We start from the raw sequence: 23,565 nt of genomic DNA, 5'->3' as shown, positions 1-23,565 counted from the left end.
CTCCGACCATCTTCACGCCCATGTCAGCGCTCCCACGCCTCGTCAGCGGCCTGGACCGAGCGCACGATCCCCTGGTAGCCGGTGCACCGGCAGAGGTTGCCCGAGAGTGCCTCCCGGATCTCCGGTTCGGTCACTCCGTGCTTCTCGCGGAGGAAGTCGTAGGTGGTGAGCAGGAACCCGGGTGTGCAGAACCCGCATTGCAGGCCGTGATTCTCCCAGAAGGCCTGCTGGATGGGGTGCAACTCGTCGCCGGCCGCCAGCCCCTCTACCGTGGTCAGCTGGCTCCCGTCGGCCTGCACGGCGAACATCAGGCACGCCCGGATCGGCTCGCCGTCCAACAGGACGGTGCACGCGCCGCAGACGCCGTGCTCACAGCCGACGTGGGAACCGGTCAGGCCGAGGTCTTCGCGGAGGAAGTCGACCAGCGAGTGCCGGACGGAGACGGTCCGCTGGTACGAGTCCCCGTTGACCGTCACCGTGATCGTCTTCTCCCGCGTGCCGACGGGGTCGACCGTCGCCCGCTCCTCGACGTCCATCGCATGCTCGCTCTCCCGGCCGGTCGTTCCCGGCCCACTCGTCGGTCCTCGGTGGGTGCCCGAGGTGGACTCTCGTTGGTCAGGGGTCAGGCGGCCGAGGTCGCACGGGGTCCGGCGAGCCCGGTCGCCTCGGCGATCGCCCGCTGCAGCAGGTGCCGGGTCAGGTGGCGCCGGTACTCCGCCGGGCCGTGCGTGTCCGGGGGTGGGTCGAGGTCGGCCGCGAAGTTCCCGGCCAGCTGAGCGATGGCGTCCGTGTCGGGCTCGGAACCGACCAGGCCGTCGACGACGCTGTGCGCCTGCACGGTGCTGGGTGCGGCACCGGCAACGGCGAGCCCGGCCCGGGTGACCAGGCCGTCGGCCACGGTCACCACCGCGGCCACCGCCACCTGCGCGAAGTCGCCTCGGCGACGGCTGACCTCGAGGAAGCGGCTGTGGGTGCCCTCGGGCCAGGCCGGGACGCGAATCTCGGTGAGCAGCTCCTCGGCGGCGATGGACGTGGTGAAGAAGCCTTCGAAGAAGTCCTCGGGCGCGACCTCGCGTGACCCGTCGGCGCTCCGGATCACAAGGGTGGCGCCCAGGGCACTGACCGCAGCGGGCAACTCCGCCGCCGGGTCGGCATGGGCCAGGCTGCCGCCGACGGTCCCGCGAGCGCGTATCTGCGGATGCCCGATGTACCCGAGCGCGCTCCGCAGCAGGGTCTCCGGACCGTCGGCGGCCCGCGATAGGTGACGCTCGAGGGCCCGCTGCCGGGACGTGGCGCCGATGCGCAACGTGCCGTCCTCGGCCCGAATGCTGTCCAGGTCAGCCACCTGGTTGATGTCGACCAGCACGGCCGGTCGGGCCAGCCGGAAGTTCAGCATCGGCACGAGGCTCTGACCGCCCGCGAGCACCTTCGCCTCGTCGCCGTACTCCCGCAGGACATCGAGAACTTCTTCGATGCGGGTCGGTGCCAGGTAGTTGAACGGAGCTGGTTTCACCGGCGTTCCTCCTGCTGTCCGTCGGTGCCGACTGCGACTGACGCCAACTCCCGAGGGGGTCAATCGTCGGCACTCTCGCGGCCCGGCGCCATGGACGTTCTGGTGCACTTTGCGCGGCCGCGACTGGACCTTTCGTCCACCGCCTGCTGAGGTCGGCGCGTGACGATGACGCTTGCCGAGGTGCTCGCCCTCGACGTCCTCCGACGGGCGGACCCGCAGGTGGTGGTCGGCGCGGAACTGCTCGACCGCCCGGTGCGCTGGGTGCACACCAGTGAGCTGGCCGAGGCGGCGTACCTGCTCCGGGGAGGGGAGCTGCTCCTCACGACCGGCCTGGGCATCACCGGGCGCGGTGCGGTGGGGGAGGCCGCCTACGTCGCTGCGCTGGCCACCCGGGGCGTGGCGGCGCTGGCGTTGGAGCTCGGCTGGACGTTCCCCGAGGCGCCGCGCGCGCTCGTCGACGCATGCAGCGAGCACGGTCTGCCGCTGCTCGTCCTGCGGGAGGTGGTTCCGTTCGTCGAGATCACCGAGCAGGTGCAGACCACGATCCTGGAGCGCGCGGCGGGGACGGCGCGCAGCGGGCGGGACGTCCGGCAGGTGCTGACCGATGCGCTCCTCGACGGGGCCGGTCCCCCGGAGCTGACTGTCCTGCTGTCCGAGCTGGTGTCCGCACCCGTGGTGGTCACCACCGCTGAGGGCGCGCTGGTTGCCGCGGCGGGCCAGGGCCCTAACGGGTCAGGACGTCGCGGCCGGCCGGTGGCCCGCCGGGACGTCGTCCTGCTCGACCGCCACTGGGGGCACGTCGCCGTCCTGCCGCCCGCCCGCACGGACGACCCGCTCGTCGGCGCCGCGTGCGGCTACGGCGCCGAGGCGCTCGGGCTGGCACTGCTCCGCTCGGCCGCCGGTGCCGACCTCGAGGTCCGGCGGCGCCAGCTGGTCGACGACCTCACCGAGCGGCGTTGGCGGGCGCCGGGCGAGCTGGTCGCCCGAGCCCGCGTGCTCGGACTGCCGTTCTCGGCCGATGGCCGGTACGCGGCACTGGTGGTCACCGACCTCCCGGTGACCGATCTGGACATCGTCGTCCGAGCGGTGGCCGGCGCCGTGGCACCGGGCACGGCCCTTGTCGCCGACGTGGGGGAGGACGTCGTCGCCGTCGTCCGTACCTCGGCGGTGACCGCGGCCGCGCGTGCGGTGCTGCGCGCCGTGGACGCGCTCGGACCACCATCCGCGCGGGTGGTCGCCGGGACCGTGGTGGGCAGACTCGAGGACGTCGACCGGTCGATCGCCCGGGCGCGGGCTGCGCAGGCGCTCACCGCCGGCGGTGACCGGGTGGTGTCGGCGGCGGGCATGACGGCCCGGCTCTTGCTTGCCGGCGTCAGTGACGGGCCGCTGGCTCACCACCTGGTGCGAGAGGAGATCGGCCCCCTCGCCGATTACGACGCAGCCCATGGCAGCCAGCTCGTGCGCACGCTGCGGATCTACCTGGCCCATGCCTCGTCGAAGGTGCAGACCGCGCAGGCGCTGCGGCTGCGACGCCAGACCTTGTACGGCCGGCTGCAGCGGATCGAGGAGCTGATCGGTGACATCGCCGCGCCGCAGCGGCACACGGCCCTGGTTCTGGCCCTAGCCCTCGATGAGCTGGCGTGCAGAACTCATGCGCCGTGATGCCGGTCCCGGGGCGGCCGTCGTCTCAGCGGCCGGTCAATCCGCCGAGCGGGCCACCGCCCAGTTTGGCGATGACTTCCTGTGGCCCGAGGCCGTACCGGGACAAGAGGTCCACGTCGTCGTCCGTGTCCATCCGGTCGGGCAGTTCACGGTCGGCCTGCTCGACCTTGTCCGCTTCGCCCTTCGAGCGCAGCAGCTCCATTACCTGTTCCTTGTCGATCTGCATGAGCTCTGCTGTACCCATTCGCTGGGAAATACCGACCCGCGTCTCGCCAGTCTGGTGTTCAGTGGCGGCATGACGGTCGCCCGGCGGATCGCCGCCCGGCATCACCTTCACCCCCGGACTGTCCCGCACCGGGTCTGACGGCGGCTTTCATTCGCCGAGGGATGAGAGGCATGGCGACACCGCAAACCGCCCGCACGTAAACGCTGTCGCGGCAACCTGTGAGCGGTTTCCGCGATATGTCGCGTTGAGCGGGTGACGGGAATCGAACCCGCACAGTCAGCGTGGAAGGCTTGAGACCTCGCGCGCCATCTTTGCTGGTCCGCGGCGCGTCGACAAGGCTTCGAACCTTCCGCATGCCTCGCGCCACGAATGGCGGGCAGAGAAAACGGGTCCCCTGTTGGTCGTCGGTCCCTTGCCCGTCGAGAGCTACAGTTCGCCGATGCAACGCGCGGCCGCGCCGTGCGCGGCTGACGCATCTACGGCCGCGAGCAGGGCGACCGCGACAGCCCGCCGCACCGCGACGCCGTCCACCCCCGCGAGGTGCACGCCGCCCGATCTGGGGTCCTGATCGTCAGGGCGTCCCGGCAGGGCTGGTCTCCCCGATGACGAGGTCGGGCTTGAACCAGTGCGACGAAGCATTGTCGTCGGACTCGATCAGGGACCGGATCGACCGCGCCATCCTCTCCACGGGCTGACGCACCGTGGTCAGCGACGGGTGGGCGAGTGCTGCTGCGCCGATCCCGTCGAAGCCGACGATGCGGAACTCGTCGGGGACCGATCGGCCTTCGTGCAACAGGTGTGCCAGGACGCCGAGCGCGATCACGTCGGCAGCGGTCACCACCGTCGCGCCGGTCCAGCCGTCGGCGAGGATGCGGGCTGCCGCCTCCCGCCCCCATGCGGCGGAGAAGTCGCCGAGCAGGGTGGGGACGTCGGGTGAGAAGTACTGCCGCATGCCGTCGAGGCGTTCGTGGGCGGAGGAGGAGTCCGGCCTCGCACCGACGTAGACGACGGGATGCGTGCTGACGTCGACGGCGGTGGCGACGTGATCGCGGACCAGCTGCATCCCCGCCCGGTTGCTGACGCCGACGTAGGACGCAGCGGTGCCCTGGACGCGGCGGTCGAGCTGGATGGTGTGCACCGCGGCCGCCGCAGCGGTGACGGAGGGCTCGCTGCGTTGCTCGTGCACGGGGATCAGCACGAGTGCGTCGACCTGGCGCCCCAGGAACGAGCGGACGCCCCGAGCCTCGGTCTCCAACGACCCGTCGGCGCTGAACACGAGGAGGTCGATCCCGGGGTCGGAGAAGGCGCGCGAGAGCTGCTGGGCGAGCGCCGAGAAGTACGGGTTGTCCAGGTCGGGCACGACCAGCCCGACGGTCGAGGTGCGGGTCTGACGCAGCGCCCGGCCGACCAGGTTGACGCGGTAACCGAGCTGCTCGGCGGCCTCGGTGACCTTGCGCTGCATGACCGGGTCGACGGACCGTGTGCCACTCAATGTCCTGGAGACGGTCGCCACCGACACGCCGGCCAGCCGCGCGACGTCAGCCATCGTGGCCGAGCGGGCCAGCGGCACGACAGCCTCCTGTCCTCGGACGAGGTGCCGAGGCACTCGGGATATCGATTTCACGTCGACTCTGGACTACGCCGGACTGCCGTGTCTACAGTCACACCCGATCTCGGTAATCGATTTCCGACGAAGCGAGGACCCCATGACCCGACCCTTCCGCGTGGCCGTCTCGGCGACCGCCGCAGCCCTGGCCCTCGCTGCCTGCAGCACCGGCAACGAGGAGCCCGCTACCGGAGCGGCCGGCGAGCCGGCTGACGAGTGCGTGATCGGCATGACCCAGATCAACCAGACCGCCGCCTTCTTCACGCAGATGAACGAGGGCGCGCAGGAGGCGGCCGAGGAGGCGGGGTGCGACCTGCAGATCGCCAACGCCAACAACGACTCGGCCAAGCAGAACAGCGACATCGAGAACTTCGTGTCCCAGGGCGTGACGGGACTGATCGTGGTCGCCATCGACGTCAACGGCGTGCTGCCGGCCGTGGAGGCGGCCACCCAGCAGGGGATCCGGACGGTCGCCATCGACGCCGAGCTCGAGGAGGGGGCTGTCGACACCTTCGTGGGGGTCGACAACGAGGCCGCCGGGGAAGAAGCCGGCCAGTGGGTCGTCGGCGAGGGCCTGGCCGAGGGGGCGGCCTACGGCGTGGTCGACGCCCGCAACTCGTTCATCCAGAACCAGCGCGAGGACAGCTTCCGCGCCGTAGTCGACGCGGCCGGGGCGACCTTCACGCAGGCCGTCGACGGCGAGAACGTGCAGGAGCAGGCGGCGACGGCCGCGCAGAACCTGGTCACCGCCCAGCCCGACCTCGACTTCGTCTACACCACGGGCGAGCCGGCCACCGTGGGTGCCGTCGCCGCCCTGGACCCGAACGGCACCACCAAGGTCATCGGCTGGGACCTCACCGCGGAGGTGATCGCGGGCATCGACAGCGGGCTGGTCACCGCCGTGGTGCAGCAGGATCCCCGTCAGGAGGGCGTGGAGGCGGTCAACGAGCTCGCCGCGCTCCTCGAGGGCGAGGAGCCGGCGGGCTTCATCGACGTGCCGATCGCCATCGTCACCTCGGACAACGTCGACGAGTACCGCGAGATCTTCGAGTGACCTCCGGCACCCGCGACCTCTCGACGCCGCGGGTCGAGATGAGCGGGATCCGCAAGCGCTACGGAGCGCTCGACGTGCTGCGGGGTGTCGACCTGACGGTCGGCAGGGGCGAGGTCGTCGGCCTGGTCGGGGACAACGGCGCGGGCAAGTCGACCTTGATGAAGATGCTGGCCGGCGCGGTCATCCCCGACTCGGGGGAGATCCGGGTGGACGGGGCGGCGCTGACCGGCTCCGGCCCCCGCGCGGCGCGGGCCGCGGGGATCGAGATGGTCTACCAGGACCTGGCGCTGTGCAACGACGTGGACGTCGCCGGCAACCTCTTCCTCGGCCGGGAGATCTACCGCCCGCTCAGCCGGCGCCTGGACCACAAGCGGATGCACGAAGAAGCCGCGAAGGACCTCGCCACCCTCCACATCCGCATCAGCGACACCCGTCAGCTGGTGGCCAACATGTCCGGCGGCCAGCGCCAGGCCATCGCCATCGCCCGCGCCGTCACCTTCGAGCCGAAGGTGCTGGTGCTCGACGAGCCGACCGCTGCCCTCGCGGCGCGCGAGGTCGAGATGACCCTTCAGCTGATCCGCGACGTCTCCGCCCGGGGGGTCAGCGTCGTGCTGATCACCCACCGCCTCCAGGACCTCTTCGAGGTGGCCGACCGGTTCGTCGTCCTGTACGAGGGCGTCAACCACAGCGAGCTGGTGCCCTCCGAGACCGACCTCGGCGGTCTCGTGACCGCGATGATGGGGAAGTGACAGCGTGAGCACCCAGACAGTCGCGCCCACCACCGGTGGCGCCGACCGGCGCGGCGCGCGCCAGGACTTCGTGCACCGCAACTTCGGGGTGCTGTCGATCTCCGCCGTGCTCGCCGTGCTGTTCGTCTTCTTCAGCCTGCAGACCGACGCCTTCCTGACGTCGGGCAACCTGGTCAACGTCGCCCGGCAGGTCGCCCCGACGATCGTCGTCGCCGTCGCGATGACCTTCGTGATCACCACCGGCAACATCGATCTCTCCGTCGGGTCCATCCTCGGGCTCACCGCGGCGTCGCTGGCCATCCTCGCCGAGAGCGGCAGCCCTCTGGTGGCGCTCGCGCTCGCGCTCGTGCTCGGACTCGGCATCGGGATGGTCAACGGCGCGCTGACGGCGTTCGGCAAGCTCCAGTCCTTCATCGTCACCCTTGCCGCGCTCACTGCGGTGCGAGGTCTCGCCCTGCTCATCACCGACGGCTACAGCACGCCGATCACATCCGACTTCCTGCTGCCGATCGGCAACGGCAGGCTCGCCGGTCTGTACACGCCCACGTGGATCGCGCTGGTGGTCGTGGCGGTGGGTTGGTACGTCTTCAACCACACGCGATTCGGGCGGTACGTCGTCGCGGTCGGCTCGAACGCGGAGTCCCTGCGTCGCGCCGGTGTCGACGTCCGACGCATCGTGCTCGCCGTGCTGGCGCTGACCGGGCTCGCGGCGGCTCTGGCGGGAGTGATGACCGCCACCCGCCTGGCCAGCGGCTCGTCCAACTCCGGCACGCTCTTCGAGCTCGAGGTCATCACCGCCGTCGTGCTCGGCGGCACCGCCCTGATGGGCGGCAAGGGATCGATCATCGGCTCGGCGATCGGCGCGATCACGCTCGGCGTGATCAGCAACGGGCTGGTCCTGCTGCGGGTGGACGTCTACTGGGTGCCGATCACCCAGGGTCTGATCCTCATCGTCGCGATCCTGCTCAACGCGAAGCTCTTCAGCCGCATCTCGGGGCAGCGGACGTGAGCCGGTGACCACCGTCCAGACCGTCCGCGGGCCCGTCGCCGCGGACGACCTCGGTATCACCCTGACCCACGAGCACCTGCTCAACGACGTCTCGTCCTGGTGGCAGCGCAGCGGGTCCCACGGCCTCGACCCGGACGAGTTCGCGGACGCCCCGGTCAGCGAGGCGCTGCTCTGGGACCTGCGCCAGGACCCCTTCGGCAACCGCGCGAACCTGGCGCTCGACGACATCGACGTGGCCTGTGCCGAGCTGGGCCGCTTCGCCGCGCTCGGCGGGCGCACCGTCGTCGAGGCCACGGGCTGGGGGATCGGCCGCGACCTCGCCGGGCTGAGGCGGATCTCGGAGCGCACCGGCGTGCACGTCGTGGCCGGCACGGGGTTCTACCTCGAGGCCTCCCACCCGGTCGACGTCGTGGCGCTCGGACCCGACGGGGTGACCGACCGCATCCTGGCCGACGTCCGCGACGGCGAGGACGGCGTGCGGCCCGGCATCATCGGCGAGATCGGGGTCAGCGCCGAGTTCAGCGCGGCCGAGCAGGTCAGCCTGCGGGGTGCTCTGGCGGCCCAGGTGGAATGCGGGCTGCCGATCCAGATCCACCTGCCCGGCTGGTTCCGCCTCGCGGGCACCGTCCTCGACCTCGCCGAGAGCGTCGGTGCCGACCTCTCCAAGTTGGTGCTGTGCCACATGGGCCCGTCGGGGGAGGACCGGGACTATCAGCGTGCGGCCATGGACCGGGGTGCCTGGGTCCAGTACGACATGCTCGGGATGGAGGTCTACTACGCCGACCAGGGCGTGCAGTGCCCCTCCGACGAGCAGAACGCCGCCCACCTCGCCCACCTGGTCGAGCGCGGCTACGGCGGCCGGCTGCTCCTTAGCCAGGACGTGTTCGTCAAGTCGCTCCTGCGTCGCCACGGCGGCCCGGGCTACGCGCACATCCTCCAATACTTCGCCCCTCGTCTGCGCCGGCACGGCGTGCACGAGGAGCAGGTCCTGTCGCTGATGACCGACAACCCGCGCCGCCTCTTCGGCGGCCAGGGACAACCGACCGAGGGGACACCGTGACCCGCATCCTGCTGGCCGGCGAGAGCTGGATCTCGACCGCTACCCATGTGAAGGGCTTCGACGAGTTCTCGAGCACCACCTTCCACACCGGCGCGGACGCGTTCATCGCAGCTGCCGCGAGCGAGGGCGTGGAGATCGAGCAGATGTACGCCCACGACGTGCCGGGCTCCTTCCCCCGCACCGTCGAGGCGCTGTCCGCGTACGACGCCGTCATCCTTTCCGACATCGGCGCCAACAGCTTCGTCCTCCCTCCGGAGGTGTTCCTCGAGGGACGCCGGGTGGACAACCCGCTGCTCGCCCTGGCCGAGTGGACCCGCGGCGGTGGCGGTCTGATGATGGCCGGCGGCTACCTCAGCTTCACCGGCTTCCAGGCCCGGGCCAACTTCGCCAGGACCGCCGTCGCCGACGTGCTGCCGGTGACGATGCTCGACGCGGACGACCGGGTGGAAGCGCCCCAGGGCGCTCCGATCGCCCTCGACGTGCCCGCCCACCCCGTGGCCGCGGGCTGGGCGGAGCTGATCGGCTCCGCGCCGACGCTGCTCGGCTACAACCTGGTCCGGCCTCGGGAGGACGCCACGGTCGTCGCCACCGTCGGAGGCGACGTGCTCATCGCCACCCGGGAGGTGGGACAGGGGCGATCCCTCGTGTGGACCTCCGACATCGGCCCCCACTGGTGCCCGGAGGACTTCCTGGCCTGGGACGGCTTCGCCCCGCTCGTCGGCGGCATGCTGCGCTGGCTGGTCGCACGATGAGCGACGTCGTCCCCACGCCCGTCGTGCTGGACTGCGACCCGGGGCACGACGACGCCGTCGCCATCCTGCTCGCGCTGGGATCGCCGGGCGTGCGCCTGCTCGGCATCACCACCTGCTTCGGCAACTGTGCGGTCGAGGACGCCACGCGCAACGCCCAGAGGGTGCTCGCGCTGGCCGGCCGCGAGGACGTCCCCGTGGCGGCCGGCGCCGCGGGGCCGATGCGCGGTCAGGTCGCACTGGGCAACTACGTCCACGGGGTCAGTGGACTCGACGGCCCTGAGCTCCCCGAGCCGACGGTCGCACCGGCTGACGAGACGGCCACCGAGATGCTGCGGCGCCTGCTGGTGAACTCGCCCGACCCGGTCACGGTCGTGGTCACCGGTCCGATGACGAACCTCGGAATCCTCCTGTCGGAGGAGCCGGGACTCGGCCGGTACATCCGCGAGATCGTCTTCATGGGTGGCTCCACCGAGCGGGGCAACCACACCCCGACTGCGGAGTTCAACACCTTCGCCGACCCCGAAGCGCTCGACGTCGTCCTCCGTGCCGGCGTGCCGGTGCGGATGGTCGGACTGAACCTGACCCACCAGGCCCTGGCCACCCCTGCGGTCGTCGAGCGCATGTCGGCGATGCCCCACGACGTGGGTCGCACCTGCGCGGCATGGATGGGGTTCTTCGGCGATTCCTACGAGCGCATCTGGGAGTTCGCGGCCCCACCGGTGCACGACCCGTGCACGATCGCGCCGCTGCTGGACCCCGACGTCATCCGCTGGCGCGACTGCTTCGTGGCCGTGGAGCTCGACGGGACCTGGACCCGCGGCACCACGGTCGTCGACCTGTTCGACCGGCTGCCCGACCACGCGCCCAACGCCTCGGTCGCCATGGAGCTCGACGCCGAGCGCTACTGGGACCTGGTCCTGGCCGCGCTCGACCGCCTGGGATCGGCATGACCGGTCTCGTCTGCGTCGTGGGGTCGCTCAACGACGACACCACCCTGACGGTCCCCGTCCTGCCCTCGCCGGGCGAGACCACCCTGACTCGCGGTGTGCGCCTCACCTCGCCCGGAGGAAAGGGAGCCAACCAGGCCGTGGCCGCCGCGGTCCTCGGCGCGGAGGTAGCCATGGTCGGGGCGGTCGGCGACGACGAACCGGGGGAGCGATCGCTCGCCGCGCTCCGCGACGTCGGCGTCGACCTGACCGCGGTCGCAGTGCGCGAGGACGTCGGGACCGGCATCGCCGTCATCACCGTCGACGACAACGGCGAGAACACCATCGTCGTCGACCCGGGTGCCAACGGTTCGCTCACCGCGCAGGAGGTGACCGACGCGGTGACCGCAGCAGGGCCCACGGTGCTGCTCCTGCAGCTCGAAGTGCCCCAGGACGCCGTAACCGCGGCGGTCGAGGCGGCCACAGGTGCCGTGGTGGTGCTGAACCCAGCACCGATGCCGGCAGACCCCGAGGGCGTCCGGAGGATGTTGCCGCTCGTCGACGTGCTCGTGCCCAACCGCAGCGAACTCGGGCGTCTGGCCGGACGTCCTGAGCCGACGGATGCGTCAGAGGTCGCGGAGTGCGTCGCAGCACTCGGTCACACCGGCAGCGTCGTGGTCACGCTGGGGGCTGACGGCGCGCTCTGCTTCGAGCAGGGGGCGGCGCCGGTCCTGGTGCCCGGGATACCCACGTCGACCCGCGACGCCAGCGGTGCCGGTGACGTGTTCTGCGGTTGCCTCGCGCAGGAACTGGCGCGCGGCACCGGACTGCTCGAGGCGGTGCGCTCCGCCAACACCCTGGCCGCCGCCAGCACCGTCCACCCGGGCGCGAGGATCCGCGCGGATCTCGTGCACCACCTCGGCTCCACGGGCCGAACGTCTCCGCTCGCCCCCTGAGGGTTGACGGACTCCTGCCGGCGGTCGAGCCGTCGGGAGGCCGTCCGCGGCCAGGAGGTGCAGTGCCGTGACGGTCCCAGCAGGTCATGGGGTGGCGTGCGGTGGAGCGGGTGACCGGGATCGAACCCGGCATGGCCAGCTTGGAAGGCTTGGTTTCCAAGCGTCTCCTTCTGCTGGTCACGGCCTTGTTCTCTCTCCAGTGTGCCTTCGGCGTGCCTCTGCCGACGGCGGGCTATGCCCGGCCGGAGCTGGACATGTACACCGGCCCTAGGCGGCTCTGAGGCGCAGATTCTCACGCGCGAGTGACGCACACGGTCGAGGGAACGAGGGCGGCTGGTGGGGGAGGACCCGCCGATCGTCGCGTCCAGTCGGCAACTGGAGAAGAACTGAAGGGACGGCCTCCGCCCGTCCCGCGCTGACGCGCGCCTCCAACACCCTTGTCCACGCGTCTGTGCTTCTTGATCCTGCGGGCTAGCTGTCGACGACGCGCCAACCTTCTTCACTCATCCCTGCGCATGAAGGAGGTGCTGCGGGCGACGCTGGATCATTCCGCGGAAGACGGCCGAGAAGCACTGGGAGCCGATGCTGCGTAAGACCGGAACGAGCTCCCGGACCGCTGCGGTGGTCCGCGCACTGGAACAGGGTGGATCGCCGAGGCGCTGGTCACCCGGGCGTGAGGACTGGGGAGTTCTCCCCATGGGGTCGGCGGTCGGCCGAGGGTTGACTGTCGTACGAGCCCGGCCGGTGCGGCCGGGGCCGCCGCCCCGAGGGAGAGCCTCTGTGCCTGTCGGGTCCTTGGAGGAGCACTCGACCGTGCGTTCGCCAATCGGTGCGGCGTGCCCGCGATCAACATCGTCAACGATCTGACAGTGAAACGGTCCTGGCCGCAGCGGTAGAGGAACGCTCGCCGGTCGTCATCCAGACGTCGTCCAAACGGTGAGGATGCACCGGCGAAACGAGCTCTTTCCGACCAGCCGTGACCGTACGGAGGAGACGGCATGACCCACACCCTGGACGCGCCCGCGCACAGCCACATGCAGCGGGTGGAGAGGTGGTTCGCCGAATTCGAGGAAGCGCTGCGCGAGCGCGACGTCGCCCGGGCTGCCGGCATGTTTTGCGCGACCAGCTTCTGGCGGGACCTGCTCTCGTTCAGCTGGAACATCATCACGGTCGAAGACCCTGTCGGCGTCGCCGAGCTGCTCACCGGCACCCTCGACCGCACGGACCCGACGTCCTTCGCCGTCGACGAACCGCCGGACGAGGCCGACGGCGTCACCACCGTGTGGTTCACCTTCCAGACCGCCGTCGGGCGGGGGCGCGGCATGGCGCGCTTGGTCGAGGAGGCCGGTCAGACCAAGGCCTGGACATTCTTGACCACTCTGCAGGAGCTCACGGGGTACGAGGAGTCGCGCGGTGCCCGCCGGCCGATCGGTGCCGAGCACGGCGTCAAGAAGAAGCGGCTGACCTGGCTGGAGCGGCGGCAGAGGGAGGAGGCCGAGCTCGGCACCTCCGTGCAGCCCTACGTGCTCGTCGTCGGCGGCGGCCAAGGGGGCATCGCGTTGGGTGCGCGGCTGCGCCAGCTGGGCGTGCCGAGCCTTGTCGTGGACAAGCATCCGCGGCCCGGTGACCAGTGGCGCGGCCGGTACAAGTCGCTCTGCCTGCACGACCCGGTGTGGTACGACCACCTGCCCTACCTGAAGTTTCCGGACACCTGGCCGGTGTTCTCTCCCAAGGACAAGATGGGTGACTGGCTCGAGTCCTACGTCGAGGCGATGGAGGTCCCGTACTGGTCCAGCACCGTGGCCACGAAAGCGTCGTACCGGGCGGACCAGGGCGAGTGGACGGTCGAGGTCGAGCGTGACGGCGATCCACTGACGCTGCGGCCCAAGCACCTGGTTATGGCCACCGGGATGTCAGGCAAGCCGAACATTCCGGTCATCCCCGGGCAGGAGGTGTTCCGCGGCGACCAGCAGCACTCCTCGGCCCACCCCGGCCCGGACGCCTACGCCGGCAAGCGGTGCGTTGTCATCGGCAGCAACAATTCGGCGTTCGACATCTCCGGCTCGCTGTGGGAGCACGACGCCGACGTCACGATGGTGCAGCGCTCCTCGACGCACATCGTGAAGAGCGAGACCTTCACGCAACTGGCGCTCGGTCCGCTCTACTCGGAGCAGGCGCTGGCCGCGGGCATCACCACGGAGAAGGCCGACCTGATCTTCGCCTCGGTGCCGTACCGGATCATGCACGAGTTCCAGAGACCGGTGTACGAGGAGATCAAGGAGCGCGACGCCGAGTTCTACGAGCGGCTGGAGAAGGCGGGCTTCCGGCACGACTGGGGCGACGACGGCTCCGGACTCGCCATGAAGTACATGCGCCGCGGATCCGGCTACTACATCGACGTGGGCGCCGCCGACCTGGTGGCGAACGGCGACGTCAAGCTCGCGCTGGGACAGGTCGTCCGGCTCACCGAGGACGCCGTCGTCCTCGACGACGGCACGGAGCTGCCTGCCGACCTGGTGGTCTACGCCACCGGGTACGGGTCGATGAACGGGTGGGTGGCCGACCTGATCAGCCAGGAGGTCGCGGACACGGTGGGGAAGGTCTGGGGCTTGGGCTCGGACACCACCAAGGACCCCGGTCCGTGGGAGGGCGAGCAGCGCAACATGTGGAAGCCCACTCAGCAGGAGGCGCTGTGGTTCCACGGGGGCAACCTGCACCAGTCCCGGCACTACTCCTCGTTCCTGGCGCTGCAACTCAAAGCTCGGTACGAGGGGATTCCGACCCCCGTCCACGGGCTCCAGCCGGTGCACCACCTCTGCTGACCGCTGGCGCGTCCGGGCCGTCGGGGTCCGGACGCCGGCCACGTTCGACGGTGCGGCCACGAGCCGCCACCGGCGAGACCGCACGGAAGGAGCGTTGCCCGATCGCCTTGTCGCCACTGCGGGGCTCGCGTCGGAGCTACTGATGTGTCTGTTGTTCGACGGCGCCACGCAGATCGCACAGTTCGTGGACCTGCGGCGAGCCGCGACGCGCCTGTCGAGCATTTTCACGACCCGCCGACGACGAGGCATCTCCGCGGAACCGCACGTCGCTGATCGACCGGCAGCCGTGCACCGCTGACCACCAGGAGACCGCATGTTCGACTCGATCGGCTGGGGTGAGATCGCCGTCCTCGCGCTGGCCGCGCTCTTCATCTTCGGACCGGACCGGCTGCCGACCCTGGCCCAGGAAGCGGCCTCAGGACTCCGCCGGATTCGTGCGACCGTCGTCGACCTGCGAGGACAGGTCGACGACGGTCTCGGTCAGGAGTTTGCGGGACTGCGCGATCTCAACCTGTCCCACTACCGCCCCAAGAACCTGATCCGGGACCACCTGCTCGGCAACGACGACGTCCTGCCCACGAACAGGAAGCGCTAGCCTTCGCCCTCGACGTCACGACCGTGTTCCGAGCCCGCCTCGTGGGAACGGCTGCGGCGGTTCACCGGGTCCGCGTCGCCCGCAGCATGACTGAGCGGTGCCGATGCAGGTCCAGTCGACACTCGTGAAGCTTCGTGCCGTTGGCCCGCTCAGTGCGTGGTCAACGCCGTCGCCTCGTCGAGGACGGCCTCGAGGCCGACGGGGTCGTGCGACGCCCGACCGAGGAAGAGCCCGTCGGCTGCTCCGCTGATTTCTGTGAGCAGCCCAGGTCCTGCACTGCCGCCATACATCACCCGGCTGCCGCGGAGGGCTTCGTCGGCCTGCAGCGCGGACTTCAGTGCGGCGCAGACGGTGCGGATGTATCCAGGGTCTGCGGCAGCCGCGGCCCCGATGGCCCAGTGCGGCTCGTAGGCCACCAGCGCCGAACTCAGACGACCGGCTCGCCGGCTCTGTCGGAAGGCGTTGTCGAGTTGCCGGACGCACTCCTCCGCTGCGTCGTCGGGCGCCCGGGGGCTGCTCTCTCCGACACAGATGATCGGGGTCAGACGGTTCCGGAAGGCAGCTGCGGTCTTGGCCGAGACGGTGTCATCGGTCTCGCCGAAGTACGTGCGCCGTTCGAGATGCCCGACCTCGACGAAGCTGCAGCCGAGTTCGGCGAGCTCTGCTCCGCTCACCTCGCCGGTGTACGGGCCGGCGTCCTCCCAGAACAGGTCCTGGGCACCGACCCCGACACCGAGCCTGGAGAGCGTGCGCACCGCGTGGACGAGCGTCGGAAAGGAGGGAAGCACGAACAGCTCCACCGATCCGCGGCGGAGACCGGGATGTCCCTCGGCCACCCGGGCGACCTCCCCGAGCCAGTCCAGCGTCTCCCAGTGACCGAGGTACATCTTCAGCCCGGCTCCGACGATCACAGGGGGGCGCCTCCTCCTGGCAACATCGGCACCCGTCTCCCGGTCGACCGGCTCACTTCCTCGTCCGGTCGAGCCAATCGATGATGAGCCGGTTGATCTCCTCGGGCCGCTGGACGAGCATGAAATGACCGACTCCATCGATGAGTTCGGCCTCCGAGCCCGGTCCGGCATAGCCCGGAACCCGCTGGATCTGCTCCTCGCTGACACCGTGGCAGCCATCCAGGGTCCCGTGCAGGTACAGGGTCGGTTGCGGTACGGAGCCGCCCCAGGCGGCTTCCTGCTCCGCGGCCCACTCCGGCGATCCGAACCGGGCCGGCTCGAACTGTCCCCAGTAGTAGCCCAGGGCCGCGTGCAGGTGCGCGGGGTCGGCGAGCGCTTCCCGGATGTAGACCATGTCCTCGCTGGCGTCGTACCCGGGGGACCAGTCCCCCCAGATGTCCTGGATGAACTGGAAGTTGTCCTGGCGGATGCGGTCCTCGATCACCGCGAGCATCTGGAAGTACCAGAAGTAGAAGCTGCGCTTGATCTGGGAATAGGTGGAGAGGTTCTCGCCGAACAGCTCGAACGGCGGGATGTTGAGGATCACGGCCCGCCCCCACAGGTGCGGTGCCCGACTGAGGGCGCCCCAGGCGCCGACCGCACCCCAGTCGTGGGCCACGAGCAGCGCGTCCTGGCCGCCGCCGAGAGCTTCGGTCAGGGCGATCTGGTCGGCCACCATCACGCTCGTGTGCACATGGTGGCGCAGCGGTGGGAGCTCGGTCGGCGCGAAGCCGCGTACGAAGGGAGCGACCGCCCGGAAGCCGGCGTCGGCGAGAGCCGGCAGCAGGTGCCGGTAGGTGAAGGGAGTGTCCGGGAAGCCGTGCATGCAGAGCGCCAGCGGTCCCTCTCCGGCCTCGAGGTACTCGAACTCGATGCCGTTGGCCCGGATCCTGCCTCGCTGGATGTCGCTCATCTCGTCCCCTCTCGGAGGGCCGGATCGGCCCTGACTCGGGTGCGCGACCACCTGACGCCCGTCGTCAGCGGCGCGCGGATCAGTGAACGCCCGGCCGTGACCTCCCGACATGGGGGACTTCCCCCGGTTGTCGCCGGTCCGCCGATGGGCAGAATCGCCGCTGTGTCGAGGGACGGTGTACCGCTGAGCACCGCCGGCGCAGGCAGCGTCGACATCCCCGACTTCGCGTACGGGCTGCGCTTCCTGGGCCACACCGACCAGGGCGGGCGCGGGGACGGCGTGCAGGTGATGGTGCACGACGGTCACGCCTACGTCGGTCACATGTTCTCCGGTGGGGTCACGATCCTGGACGTCCGGCATCCCCGGCACCCCCACGCCGTCGGCTTCCTCCCCGCTGCGCCCGGTACGTGGAACCTGCACCTGCAGGTCGCCGACGGCCTGCTGCTGGTGATCGACGCCGTGGACCTGTTCGCGGCACCGGCCTTCGCCGACGAGGCGTCCTACTACGGACGGCCCGTCGGCGAGGTCCTCGGGGAGAACCCACCGGCCGAGTACTCCGCCGGGATGCGCGTCTACGACCTCGCGGATCCGGCGGCCCCACGGCAGGTCGGCTCGCTGTCCGTCGACGGGTTCGGCCTGCACCGCATCTGGTACGTCGGCGGCCGGTGGGCCTATGCGTCCGCGCTGCTGCACGGGTTCTCCGACTACGTGCTGGTCACGATCGACATGGCCGACCCGGCGCGGCCCCGTCTGGCCGGCAGTTCGTGGTTGCCGGGCATGGACCTGGCCCGCGGCGAACGACCGACGTGGCCTCGGGAGCACCGGTACGGGCTGCACCACGCGATCGTGGCCGGCGACGTCGCCTACGGCTGCTGGCGGGACGGGGGGCTGACCGTTCACGACGTCTCGGACCCGACCCGGCCAGAGCTGCTGGTGCATCGCAACTGGTGCCCCCCGTTCGGCGGCGGGACGCACACCGCCCTGCCGTTGCCGGGGCGAGACCTCCTGGTCGTCGCCGACGAGGGGATCGCCGACGACTGCGCCGACCAGGTGAAGTACACCTGGGTCTTCGACGTGCGGGTACCGGCCAACCCGGTCAGCATCTCCACCTTTCCCACGCCCGCCGAGATCGACTACTGCGCCAAGGACGCGCACTTCGGACCGCACAACCTGCACGAGAACCGGCCGGGCAGCTTCGTCAGCGAGCGGCTCGTGTTCGCCACGTACCAGAACGCCGGCGTCCGCGTGTTCGACCTCGACGACCCCTTCCGCCCGCGGGAGGTCGCTGCCTTCGTCCCGCCGCCTCCTCGGCGGATGTTCGATACGCGTCCCGGCCGGCCCCGGGTCATCCAGAGCTGTGACGTGTTCGTCGACGCGGACGGCGTCCTGTACGTCACCGACTACAACGCGGGCCTCTACGTCCTCCAGTACGAGGGCTCGTGATGACCGCTGAAACGCCCGGCCATGCCGGTCGCCCCCGATCACCGGAGAGGACATCGCCATGCCCGCAGGACCGCTTGACGGACACATCGCCCTGGTCACCGGAGCCTCGACGGGGATCGGACGCCGACTCGCGCACGCCCTCGCCGCTCGTGGCGCCGCGGTCGCCGGCCTGGCCCGCGGCGCCGAGCGCCTGGACGCCGCGATGGCCGAGATCGGGGACGCCACCGGGAGCCCCGCGATCGCGGTGGCTGCGGACGTCGCCGATCCCGCGGCCGTCGACGCGGCCGTGGCCCGAGTCGTCGACGAGCTCGGTCCCGTGGACCTCCTCGTCAACAACGCCGGGCTCATCGACGCCGCCGAGGTCCCGGTCTGGGCAGCCGACCGCGACCAGTGGTGGGCCGTCGTCGAGAGCCACATCCGAGGCCCGCAGCTCCTCATCTCCGCCGTGGTGCCCGCGATGGTCGAGCGCGGCCGCGGCAGGGTCGTCGACCTGGCCAGCGGTATGGGCACCCGGGCGGTTCCGGAGTACTCCGCCTACTCCGTGGGCAAGGCGGGCCAGATCCGGCTGACCGAGGCGCTGGCCGCCTCCCTGGCCGGCACCGGCGTGTACGCGTTCAACATCGCCCCGGGGCTGGTGCAGACCGAGATGACCGGCGCCATGCCCAAGTGGCGGGACCACACCGAGTGGACCGCTCCCGAGCACGTCGTCGACCTGGTCTGCGCCGCGGCCGAGGGACGGCTCGACGGGTGGTCCGGCCGGTTCCTGCGGGCCGGCGTCGACTTCGCGGGCGCCCTTCCCGAGCTGCCCGTCGACAGCGCCGCGCGACAGCTGCGGCTGCGGTCCTGGGGACCGGACGACCCGGTCGCCTGAGCCCGCGAGGAACGTATGGGGGGTTCTCCCCATAGGCCGGTCGGGAGCGCGAAATTACGGTCCTCCGCAGCGAGTGACTGAGGTCACGGTCCCTTCCGGGGCCGGAATCCCCCCCTCGCAGCCACTGAGATCAGCGAGACGCGGAGGTCGGACGATGCCAATGCCGGGCATGTGCGGGATGGAGCACATCGGTTTCACGGTGCCGGACATCAATGAGGCGTGTGACTTCTTCGAGCGCATCCTCGGCGCCGAGACCCTGTATACGGCGGCAACCGACTTCAAGGCCGACGACGACTGGATGGCCGAGCACCTGCGGGTCCACCCGCGGTCGGTCATCAAGGAGTTCCGCTACCTGCGCCTGGGCAACGGCACCAACCTCGAGGTCTTCGAGTACGAGTCGCCCGACCAGAACCGCACGCCCCCCAAGAACAGCGACATCGGCGGCCACCACCTGGCCTTCTACGTCGAGGACATTGACGCCGCGATCTCCTTCCTGCGGGAGAACGGAGTCGAGGTCCTCGGTGAGCCGACCGCGTACACGGAGGGCCCGAACCTGGGCCTCACCTGGTGCTACTTCATGGCCCCCTGGGGTCAGCAGCTCGAGGTGGTCTCCGCGCCGAACGGCACCACCTACGACAACGAGGCGAAGCAGAGCGGGAAGACCCGGCTCTTCAACCCGCTGCACGCTGCCGAGACGTTGATCGGCGGCGGTTCGCCGCAGGCCGCGCCGGTTCCCTGACCCCTCCGGCCCTCGGGGACCGGACTCCTCCCCTTGATCCCCGGCGACCGTCCACGGTCGGCCGTTGTGTCGCTGCGCCACCCCTGTGCCCCCGTGGGTCCACGTCGAGAAGGAGACTCCATGTCCGAGCTGTACCTCCCCCCGTTCGCCTCCAGGGGCTTCTCCCGTCGCAGCTTCCTCGGCGGCGCCGCCGGGGCGGCGCTGTTGCTCGCGGGGTGCAGCAGTGAGACGGGCAGCGGCAACGCGAACCGCACCTTCGCCAACGACGCGGAGAAGTGGAAGCAGTACGACGGGAAGAAGCTGACCTTCATCACGGAGAACACCCCGCCGTCGAGCGGCATCAAGGCGATCGTCGACCGCGGTGACTTCAAGAAGCTCACCGGGATCGACGTCGAGATCCTGCAGAACGATCTTCCGGTCATGCTGCAGAAGGCGGAGCTGGACCTGCGGTCCGGTGGCACGGCCTACGACCTCGTCTACACGCAGGACAAGCCGGTCACGTCCGTCATCGCCGACTTCTTCGAGGACCTCCGTCCCTATCTCGAGGACGACTCGCTCCCGCAGATCGAGGGTGGCTACGGCGAGGAGGCGTGGTACCCCAACTACCTCGACGTGGCCAGCTTCGCCTACAGCGACCGGCTCATCGGCCTGCCCTACGACGCCGCTGACTCGGTGTTCTGCTACCGGCGCGACCTGTTCGAGCAGTACTCCGGGCAGTTCGAGGACGAGTTCGGCTACCCCATGGAGTACGGGCCCGACACGACCTGGAAGAACGTGCTGGAGTTCGCCACCTTCTTCAACCAGTTGCACGCGAAGGACGCGGGCGTCCCGTTCGGGGTCGGGCTGCACCTGGGCCAGTTCGCCTGGACCACCCAGCTGGACATCCAGCGGATCCTGTACTCGCACGGGCAGTGGCGGGAATTCGACATCGACGACGTCCAGGGCTCCAAGGAGCCCGGACCCACGCGATGGGGCGACGAGCAGTCGGTGCGCGGCCTGGAGCTCTACAAAGCCCTCTTCGACCAGTCCACGCCCGACGCGCTGTCGCTCGGCACCGTGGAGGTGGCCGACGCCTACAACGCCGGCAAGATCGCCATGGTCCCGCAGTTCCACGAGTTCGCCGCGTCCTTCGAGGACCCGGCCAACGCGGGAGGCGGCGGCAAGACCGCCTACGACATCTGCCCCAAGGGTGACAAGGAGTACCTGGTCGGGAAGGGCGACCTCGTCAACGGGACCAACTGCGGCATCGGCGGCATTTCCATCAACGCGGCGGCCTCCGAGGACCAGAAGCGAGCCGCCTACCTGTTCATCATCTGGGCGACGAGCCTGGACGTGCAGACGGAGAACCTCAAGGTCGCCGGTGGTGCTCCCACGCGCGCTGCCGTCGGCGAGGTGCCGGACATCGAGGCGGCGCAGGGCACGCCCTACGGCACCGGGGACACCGGTCGCGTCGGCCCCTCGGACTACCCGAACGCGCTGACCTTCCCCGCGGTCAACGTCGGCATGGCGGACCCCAACGCGGTGCTCGGTCCGAAGATCCCGAAGTTCAACCAGTACGTGACCATCGTGGCCAACGAGATCCAGAAGATGTGCGCCGGCGACAACAACCCGGAGAAGACCGCCAAGGCGATCCAGACCCAGGTCGACGAGCTGCACGGCGTCTAGGCCGCCCGACACCCCAGTCCGCCGGACGAGGAGAAGAGCTCAGCATGGCTGTGAACACCGCGGCCCGCGGCACGAGCGCGGGCGTGGATCCATCCGGCCCCAACAAGCCGACGCCACGCCGCTACCTGGCACCGCTACTGCTGCCCGCCGTGATCCTCCTGGCGCTGCTCAGCATCTACCCGTTCGTGTGGCTGATCTACATGTCGTTCAACGCGGTCGGCCTCGCGCCGGGCGCACCGAACGAGTTCGTCGGCTTCGACAACTGGTCGCGGATGTTCAGCGACTCCCAGTACTGGGAGAGCTGGGGCATCCTCGCCAAGTATTCAGTCGTATCGATGGTCCTGGAGGTGGGGCTCGGCACGCTGCTGGCGATCCTGCTCAACCGGTCCAAGCACGAGAAGCTGCTCATCACCATCCTGCTGATGCCGATGATGATGGCGCCGGTCGTGGCGGGGCTGCTCTGGCAGTACCTCTACAACGGCACCTTCGGCTGGTACTTCTGGATCCTGCGCAGCCTGGGCCTGCTCGACGAGGGGACCATCCTCGGCAGCTCGGACATCGCCTTGTGGGCCATCGTCGCCGTGGACGTGTGGGAGTGGACCCCGCTGGTCGCCCTCATCGTGCTGTCCGGCCTCAAGCTCGTGCCCCAGGACCAGATGGAAGCCAGTTGGATGGACGGAGCGGGCCCGGTCCGCAGTTTCTTCCAGGTCGCGCTGCCGGCCATCAAGGGCTCGCTGATGATCGCGATCCTGCTCCGGTTCATGGACAACATCCGGATCATCGACCACTTCATCGCGCTCACCGGTGGAGGGCCGGCGAACAGCACCAAGATCCTCCCGCTCTACCTCTACGAACAGTCGTTCAGCTTCTTCGAACTCGGCTACGGGGCGTCGATCGCGCTGACGCTGCTCCTCGTGACGATCTTGTTCGGCAAGCTCGTGGTCAACAGGTTCGAGGAGCGCGAGGAGAACCCGGCCAAGAAGGACGAGGAACTGGTCTGATGACGAACCCGCGCACGGCCACCGAGGCCGGCTCCACCGAGATCCAGGACGACCGGGCCGCCGTGAAGGACGACGACCTGGTGCCGGGCCCCGCCGTCGACGCCCGGGACCAGGTGGTCCGCGGTCGCGGCAGCCGCATCGTCGGCATCGCGATCTCGACGTTCCTGACGCTCTACGTCATCTGGACGCTGGCGCCCTTCTACATCATGATCACTTCGTCCTTCAAGGCCAAGGGGGATGCGTTCTCGCTGCCGGCCGAGGGGGACTGGGGGGGCGCGGCCGAGAAGCTGATCGCCTTCACCCCGACCACGCAGCACTACACCGACCTCTTCGCGCAGGGCGAGTTCGAGCGCTACTTCATGAACAGCCTGATCGCCGCCCTTTCCTCCGCGATCATCTCCGTCGTCTTCGGGACCACGGCGGCGTACGCCATCTCCCGGGGCCGCTTCCGGGGCAAGAAGGATCTCTACTTCTGGATCATCTCGACCCGCATGGCACCGGTCGTCGCAGTGACGGTGCCGCTCTACGCGATCTTCAAGAACTTCCAGCTCCTGAACACGCTGCCGGCGCTGATCCTGGCCTACACGGTCTTCAACCTGCCGTTCGCCATCTGGATCCTGAAGGGCTTCTTCGACGCGGTCTCCTACGAGATCGAGGAGGCCTACATGGTCGACGGCCACTCCCGCTGGCAGGCCCTCTGGAAGATCATCCCGCTGGTCGCGCCCGGCCTCGCCGCCGTCGTCGTCCTCTGCGTGCTGCTGGCCTGGAACGACTTCATCTTCGCGGCCGTCATGGGCGGCGAGGCGGCCAAGACGCTCCCGGTGGCCACCCAGGGCCTGAAGTCGGCCTCCGGCATCGAGTGGGGCCAGATCATGGCGGCCGGGATGGTCACGGTCGCTCCGATGCTCCTGCTCGGGATCGTCATCCGGAAGTACATGGTCCAAGGCCTGACCATGGGCGCGGTGAAGCAGTGAGTCCCGCCCGACCGCCCCGCACGCACCCCGGCGGCCCGCCGCCGTTCACCAGCAGTCATCCCCTCTCCACCCCTCACCA

Annotated in this window: 22 protein-coding genes; 16 read left to right on the top strand and 6 right to left on the bottom strand. The window is 69.9% G+C overall.

All coding sequences use genetic code 11. From position 1 onward, the window contains the following. Positions 1–23: 23 nt before the first annotated feature. Together E4P39_RS19075 and E4P39_RS19070 are read right to left on the bottom strand one after the other, a co-directional pair. Positions 24–536 carry a (2Fe-2S)-binding protein gene (locus E4P39_RS19075; protein ID WP_135138168.1) on the bottom strand — a complete coding sequence of 171 codons (513 nt, stop codon included), beginning with the start codon at positions 534–536 and terminating at the stop codon, positions 24–26. Positions 537–622: 86 nt separating this feature from the next. Next, positions 623–1,513 (bottom strand): FAD binding domain-containing protein, encoded by an 891-nt coding sequence (locus E4P39_RS19070; protein ID WP_209306623.1) that lies wholly within the window; start codon positions 1,511–1,513, stop codon positions 623–625. A gap of 165 nt (positions 1,514–1,678) precedes the next feature. Between E4P39_RS19070 and E4P39_RS19065 the strand changes: the two genes are divergently transcribed. Next, positions 1,679–3,175, top strand: a complete 1,497-nt coding sequence (locus tag E4P39_RS19065) for a PucR family transcriptional regulator ligand-binding domain-containing protein (protein WP_245159964.1) — start codon at positions 1,679–1,681, stop codon at positions 3,173–3,175. Between the two features lie 25 nt (positions 3,176–3,200). Here E4P39_RS19065 and E4P39_RS23040 read toward each other — a convergent pair whose 3' ends face one another. Further along, the gene (locus tag E4P39_RS23040) at positions 3,201–3,512 is read right to left on the bottom strand and encodes a hypothetical protein (protein WP_245159955.1); all 312 of its coding nucleotides are present in this window, start codon (positions 3,510–3,512) and stop codon (positions 3,201–3,203) included. Positions 3,513–3,972: 460 nt separating this feature from the next. Further along, positions 3,973–4,971, bottom strand: coding sequence for a LacI family DNA-binding transcriptional regulator (locus E4P39_RS19055; protein WP_135138166.1), 999 nt, complete (start codon positions 4,969–4,971; stop codon positions 3,973–3,975). Positions 4,972–5,107: 136 nt separating this feature from the next. Between E4P39_RS19055 and E4P39_RS19050 the strand changes: the two genes are divergently transcribed. The 9 genes from E4P39_RS19050 (at position 5,108) to E4P39_RS19010 (ending at position 14,930) form a co-directional block, all read left to right on the top strand. After that, complete coding sequence (locus E4P39_RS19050; RefSeq protein WP_135138165.1) at positions 5,108–6,061, top strand: substrate-binding domain-containing protein; 954 nt, start codon at positions 5,108–5,110, stop codon at positions 6,059–6,061. Beyond that, positions 6,058–6,810: an ATP-binding cassette domain-containing protein gene (locus E4P39_RS19045; RefSeq protein ID WP_245159954.1), complete on the top strand. Its 753-nt coding sequence runs from the start codon at positions 6,058–6,060 to the stop codon at positions 6,808–6,810. The genes E4P39_RS19050 and E4P39_RS19045 overlap by 4 nt, the downstream gene beginning before the upstream one ends. 4 nt (positions 6,811–6,814) lie before the next feature. After that, positions 6,815–7,819: an ABC transporter permease gene (locus tag E4P39_RS19040; RefSeq protein ID WP_135138164.1), complete on the top strand. Its 1,005-nt coding sequence runs from the start codon at positions 6,815–6,817 to the stop codon at positions 7,817–7,819. A gap of 4 nt (positions 7,820–7,823) precedes the next feature. Then, entirely contained in the window at positions 7,824–8,879 is a 1,056-nt protein-coding gene (locus E4P39_RS19035; RefSeq protein ID WP_135138163.1) for a phosphotriesterase, read from the top strand. Next, positions 8,876–9,631, top strand: a complete 756-nt coding sequence (locus E4P39_RS19030; RefSeq protein WP_135138162.1) for a glutamine amidotransferase — start codon at positions 8,876–8,878, stop codon at positions 9,629–9,631. Before E4P39_RS19035 ends, E4P39_RS19030 begins: the two co-directional genes overlap by 4 nt. Next, complete coding sequence (locus E4P39_RS19025; protein ID WP_135138161.1) at positions 9,628–10,581, top strand: nucleoside hydrolase; 954 nt, start codon at positions 9,628–9,630, stop codon at positions 10,579–10,581. Before E4P39_RS19030 ends, E4P39_RS19025 begins: the two co-directional genes overlap by 4 nt. Beyond that, a complete protein-coding gene (locus tag E4P39_RS19020) occupies positions 10,578–11,513 on the top strand; it encodes a ribokinase (RefSeq protein ID WP_135138160.1) in 936 nt (311 codons plus the stop codon). Before E4P39_RS19025 ends, E4P39_RS19020 begins: the two co-directional genes overlap by 4 nt. Before the next feature lie 998 nt (positions 11,514–12,511). Then, entirely contained in the window at positions 12,512–14,335 is a 1,824-nt protein-coding gene (locus tag E4P39_RS19015) for an NAD(P)/FAD-dependent oxidoreductase (RefSeq protein ID WP_135138159.1), read from the top strand. A gap of 313 nt (positions 14,336–14,648) precedes the next feature. Further along, positions 14,649–14,930: a twin-arginine translocase TatA/TatE family subunit gene (locus E4P39_RS19010; RefSeq protein WP_135138158.1), complete on the top strand. Its 282-nt coding sequence runs from the start codon at positions 14,649–14,651 to the stop codon at positions 14,928–14,930. Between the two features lie 149 nt (positions 14,931–15,079). On the opposite strand, the gene E4P39_RS19005 is transcribed toward E4P39_RS19010, so the two are convergent. Then, a complete protein-coding gene (locus E4P39_RS19005; RefSeq protein WP_209306622.1) occupies positions 15,080–15,841 on the bottom strand; it encodes a triose-phosphate isomerase family protein in 762 nt (253 codons plus the stop codon). A 52-nt stretch (positions 15,842–15,893) separates the two neighbouring features. Then, positions 15,894–16,793, bottom strand: coding sequence for an alpha/beta hydrolase (locus tag E4P39_RS19000; protein ID WP_135138156.1), 900 nt, complete (start codon positions 16,791–16,793; stop codon positions 15,894–15,896). Positions 16,794–16,955: 162 nt separating this feature from the next. On the opposite strand from E4P39_RS19000, the gene E4P39_RS18995 reads away from it, so the two are divergent. The 6 genes from E4P39_RS18995 to E4P39_RS18970 all read left to right on the top strand — a co-directional run bounded on the left by E4P39_RS18995 (position 16,956) and on the right by E4P39_RS18970 (position 23,486). Continuing rightward, complete coding sequence (locus tag E4P39_RS18995; RefSeq protein WP_209306621.1) at positions 16,956–18,236, top strand: hypothetical protein; 1,281 nt, start codon at positions 16,956–16,958, stop codon at positions 18,234–18,236. Between the two features lie 58 nt (positions 18,237–18,294). Beyond that, complete coding sequence (locus E4P39_RS18990) at positions 18,295–19,107, top strand: SDR family NAD(P)-dependent oxidoreductase (protein ID WP_135138154.1); 813 nt, start codon at positions 18,295–18,297, stop codon at positions 19,105–19,107. A 169-nt stretch (positions 19,108–19,276) separates the two neighbouring features. Continuing rightward, positions 19,277–19,846 (top strand): VOC family protein, encoded by a 570-nt coding sequence (locus E4P39_RS18985; RefSeq protein ID WP_209306620.1) that lies wholly within the window; start codon positions 19,277–19,279, stop codon positions 19,844–19,846. 120 nt (positions 19,847–19,966) lie between these two features. After that, positions 19,967–21,511: an extracellular solute-binding protein gene (locus tag E4P39_RS18980; protein ID WP_135138153.1), complete on the top strand. Its 1,545-nt coding sequence runs from the start codon at positions 19,967–19,969 to the stop codon at positions 21,509–21,511. 44 nt (positions 21,512–21,555) lie between these two features. Further along, complete coding sequence (locus tag E4P39_RS18975) at positions 21,556–22,512, top strand: sugar ABC transporter permease (RefSeq protein WP_135138152.1); 957 nt, start codon at positions 21,556–21,558, stop codon at positions 22,510–22,512. Beyond that, the gene (locus tag E4P39_RS18970) at positions 22,512–23,486 is read left to right on the top strand and encodes a carbohydrate ABC transporter permease (protein WP_135138151.1); all 975 of its coding nucleotides are present in this window, start codon (positions 22,512–22,514) and stop codon (positions 23,484–23,486) included. Before E4P39_RS18975 ends, E4P39_RS18970 begins: the two co-directional genes overlap by 1 nt. The last annotated feature ends 79 nt before the right edge of the window (positions 23,487–23,565 follow it).

The organism is Blastococcus sp. CT_GayMR19, assembly GCF_004570385.1.
GTDB lineage: Bacteria > Actinomycetota > Actinomycetes > Mycobacteriales > Geodermatophilaceae > Blastococcus_B.
Note: the sequence above shows the minus strand (reverse complement) of the source record. Positions and strands in the feature narration are given on the sequence as shown.

Excerpts from the sequence above, each read along its gene's own strand:
- E4P39_RS19075 (WP_135138168.1), bottom strand. The coding sequence starts at position 536 with ATGGACGTCGAGGAGCGGGCGACGGTCGACCCCGTCGGCACGCGGGAG.
- E4P39_RS19065 (WP_245159964.1), top strand. The coding sequence starts at position 1,679 with ATGACGCTTGCCGAGGTGCTCGCCCTCGACGTCCTCCGACGGGCGGAC.
- E4P39_RS19050 (WP_135138165.1), top strand. The coding sequence starts at position 5,108 with ATGACCCGACCCTTCCGCGTGGCCGTCTCGGCGACCGCCGCAGCCCTG.
- E4P39_RS19025 (WP_135138161.1), top strand. The coding sequence starts at position 9,628 with ATGAGCGACGTCGTCCCCACGCCCGTCGTGCTGGACTGCGACCCGGGG.
- E4P39_RS19020 (WP_135138160.1), top strand. The coding sequence starts at position 10,578 with ATGACCGGTCTCGTCTGCGTCGTGGGGTCGCTCAACGACGACACCACC.
- E4P39_RS19015 (WP_135138159.1), top strand. The coding sequence starts at position 12,512 with ATGACCCACACCCTGGACGCGCCCGCGCACAGCCACATGCAGCGGGTG.
- E4P39_RS19010 (WP_135138158.1), top strand. The coding sequence starts at position 14,649 with ATGTTCGACTCGATCGGCTGGGGTGAGATCGCCGTCCTCGCGCTGGCC.
- E4P39_RS19000 (WP_135138156.1), bottom strand. The coding sequence starts at position 16,793 with ATGAGCGACATCCAGCGAGGCAGGATCCGGGCCAACGGCATCGAGTTC.
- E4P39_RS18990 (WP_135138154.1), top strand. The coding sequence starts at position 18,295 with ATGCCCGCAGGACCGCTTGACGGACACATCGCCCTGGTCACCGGAGCC.
- E4P39_RS18985 (WP_209306620.1), top strand. The coding sequence starts at position 19,277 with ATGTGCGGGATGGAGCACATCGGTTTCACGGTGCCGGACATCAATGAG.
- E4P39_RS18980 (WP_135138153.1), top strand. The coding sequence starts at position 19,967 with ATGTCCGAGCTGTACCTCCCCCCGTTCGCCTCCAGGGGCTTCTCCCGT.
- E4P39_RS18975 (WP_135138152.1), top strand. The coding sequence starts at position 21,556 with ATGGCTGTGAACACCGCGGCCCGCGGCACGAGCGCGGGCGTGGATCCA.
- E4P39_RS18970 (WP_135138151.1), top strand. The coding sequence starts at position 22,512 with ATGACGAACCCGCGCACGGCCACCGAGGCCGGCTCCACCGAGATCCAG.